The organism is Pseudokineococcus marinus, assembly GCF_013004605.1.
GTDB classification, from domain to species: domain Bacteria; phylum Actinomycetota; class Actinomycetes; order Actinomycetales; family Quadrisphaeraceae; genus Pseudokineococcus; species Pseudokineococcus marinus.
The window spans coordinates 1-2,712 of sequence record NZ_JABEMA010000369.1; the positions used below are offsets into that span (position 1 = coordinate 1).

Genomic DNA, 2,712 nt, shown 5'->3' on the forward strand with positions numbered 1-2,712 from the left:
GATCTCCGCGTCGGCCCCGCTCGCCCTCGCCGCCCTCGCGCTCCTGGCCGGGGTCGGCGCCGCCGGCCTCGTGCCGCGGTCCGACGCCCCCAGCCCTGTCCGCAGCCCCGCTGCGGCGGCGGCGGCCGTGGACGAGGACGTGCACGAGCCCGGGGACGAGCCCGGGGCCGTGCGCCTCGTCGTCGTGGAGGCGCGCCCCGACCCCGACGCTGACCCGCGCGCGGACGTGCTGGCCGTCCGCCTGGCCGTGGAGGGGCGGGGAGGCGTCGACGTCCTCGTCCTGGGCGGCGGGTCCGGGGAGCCGGGCCACCGCGTCCCCGGCCGGGTCGCCCTCACCGGCGCCGGCTGGCTCGCCTCCCGCGCCGACGCGCCCGTCGTCGTCCGCGCCGGCGGGACGACCGACGTCGTGCTCACCGTCCACGTCGGCTGCGAGCCCGCGCCCGCCCTCGCGCCGTGGCTGCTCGTGCGGCCGACCGCGGGGGCGCTGGAGCTGGCGGAGCTCGAGGTCGCCGACCCGGGTGCGCGGGGGGCGCTCGAGGACGCCTGCGCCGCCCGGGAGGTCGAGCGCGCCCGGCTCGCGTCCCCCCTCGCCCCGGTCCCGGCCCCCGGCACCCCCTCCGGGGGCCGGTCGGGGGCGGGCGGTGCCCGCGCCGCCCCGTAGGGTCGACCGACGTGAGCGCTGCCCCCGTCATCGGCGTCCTCGGGCTGCAGGGCGACAGCCGCGAGCACCTGGCCGCGCTGCGCGCCGCCGGGGCCGAGGCCGTCGTCGTCCGGCGCCCGGAGGAGCTGGCCTCCGTCCACGGGCTCGTGCTGCCGGGCGGGGAGTCCACCGTCATCGACAAGCTGCTGCGGGTCTTCGAGCTGCGGGAGCCGCTGGTGCGCCGGATCCGCGAGGGCCTCCCCGTCTACGGCTCGTGCGCCGGGATGATCCTGCTGGCCGACCGCCTCCTCGACGGCACGCGCGACCAGCAGACGCTCGGCGGGCTCGACGTCACCGTCCGCCGCAACGCCTTCGGCCGCCAGGTCGACAGCTTCGAGACCGACCTCGAGATCACGGGCGTCAGCGACCGGGCGTGGCCCGACCCCGACGGCGCCGCCGCGGCCGTGGCGCCCGGTCCCGTCCACGCCGTCTTCATCCGGGCGCCGTGGGTGGAGGAGGCGGGGCCCGACGTGGAGGCGCTCGGCGTCGTCCCCGCGGGGCCCGCCGCCGGTACCATCGTCGCGGTGCGAGCGGGGAACCTGCTCGCGACGTCGTTCCACCCGGAGATCACCGGGGACACCCGGGTGCACCGGCTCTTCGCCGAGATCGTCCGCGCGGCCTGACCCGACGAGCCCGTCGGGTGGGGCCCGCAGCGCACGTCCCGGTGGGGGCCGGGGCCCGCACGCGCAGGAGGTCGATCCGCCATGTCCGGCCACTCCAAGTGGGCAACCACCAAGCACAAGAAGGCCGTCGTCGACGCCAAGCGGAGCAAGCTCTTCGCGAAGCTCATCAAGAACGTCGAGGTCGCGGCCCGCACCGGCGGCGGGGACCCGACGGGCAACCCCACCCTCTTCGACGCCATCCAGAAGGCGAAGAAGAGCTCGGTCCCCAACGACAACATCGACCGCGCCGTCAAGCGCGGCTCGGGCGCCGAGGGCGGCGGGGCCGACTACCAGACGATCATGTACGAGGGGTACGGCCCCAACGGCGTCGCCGTGCTCGTCGAGTGCCTCACCGACAATCGCAACCGGGCGGCGTCCGACGTCCGCGTGGCCTTCACGCGCAACGGCGGCACGATGGCCGACCCGGGCAGCGTCTCCTACCTCTTCACCCGCAAGGGCGTCGTCACGGTGCCGGCCGAGGGCCTCGGCGAGGACGACGTCCTCACGGCCGTCCTCGACGCGGGCGCCGAGGAGGTCAACGCGGCCGGTGACGTCTACGAGGTCATCAGCGAGGCCACCGACCTCGTCGCCGTGCGCACCGCCCTGCAGGACGCGGGCATCGACTACGACTCCGCCGAGGCGCAGTTCGTGCCCTCGATGCAGGTCGAGCTCGACGCCGAGGGCGCCGAGAAGGTGCTCCGCCTCATCGACGCGCTCGAGGACAGCGACGACGTGCAGAACGTCTACGCCAACTTCGACGCCAGCGACGAGGTGCTCGCGCAGGTCGGCTGACCCGGGCGCCGCGGCCGACCGTCCCGGCGCGTCGCGCGCCGCCGGGGCGTCCCACGGCTGCGACCGTGGGCCGGTGCGCGTGCTGGCGGTCGACCCGGGGCTCACCCGCTGCGGCGTCGGCGTCGTCGACGGGCTGCCGGGCCGGCGCGCGCGCCTCGTCGAGGTCGCGGTGGTCCGCACCCCCGTGGACGCGCCGCTGGCCGAGCGGCTGCTCGCGGTGTCCGAGGCGCTCGAGCTCGCCGTCGCCCGCCACCGCCCGGACGCCGTCGCCGTCGAGCGCGTCTTCAGCCGCCACGACGTCAGCACGGTCATGGGCACGGCCCAGGCGTCGGGCGTCGCGCTGCTGGCGGCGGCGCGGGCCGGCGTCCCGGTGGGGCTGCACACCCCGAGCGAGGTCAAGGCCGCCGTCACCGGCTCGGGGAGGGCCGGCAAGGCCCAGGTCACGGCGATGGTGACCCGCATCCTCGGCCTCGACGAGGCGCCGCGGCCCGCCGACGCCGCCGACGCGCTCGCGCTCGCGCTGTGCCACCTCTGGCGCGGGGCGCCCGCCGGGGGAGC

The 2,712-nt window shown here is 77.5% G+C and carries 3 protein-coding genes and 1 pseudogene; all 4 read left to right on the forward strand.

Annotated features, from left to right (window positions below; genetic code table 11):
* Positions 1–661 (forward strand): annotated as a pseudogene (locus HLB09_RS15530) (hypothetical protein); the annotation flags it as partial.
* Between the two features lie 11 nt (positions 662–672).
* On the forward strand, positions 673–1,323 hold the full coding sequence (gene pdxT, locus HLB09_RS15535) for a pyridoxal 5'-phosphate synthase glutaminase subunit PdxT (RefSeq protein WP_171204228.1): 651 nt from the start codon (positions 673–675) through the stop codon (positions 1,321–1,323).
* 81 nt (positions 1,324–1,404) lie between these two features.
* On the forward strand, positions 1,405–2,154 hold the full coding sequence (locus tag HLB09_RS15540; RefSeq protein WP_171204229.1) for a YebC/PmpR family DNA-binding transcriptional regulator: 750 nt from the start codon (positions 1,405–1,407) through the stop codon (positions 2,152–2,154).
* Positions 2,155–2,227: 73 nt separating this feature from the next.
* Positions 2,228–2,712, forward strand: a 485-nt coding sequence (gene ruvC / locus HLB09_RS15545; RefSeq protein ID WP_171204230.1) for a crossover junction endodeoxyribonuclease RuvC, incomplete at its 3' end; no start/stop codon positions are given.

Coding starts and splice junctions, on each gene's coding strand:
- HLB09_RS15540 (WP_171204229.1), top strand. CDS start 1,405: ATGTCCGGCCACTCCAAGTGGGCAACCACCAAGCACAAGAAGGCCGTC.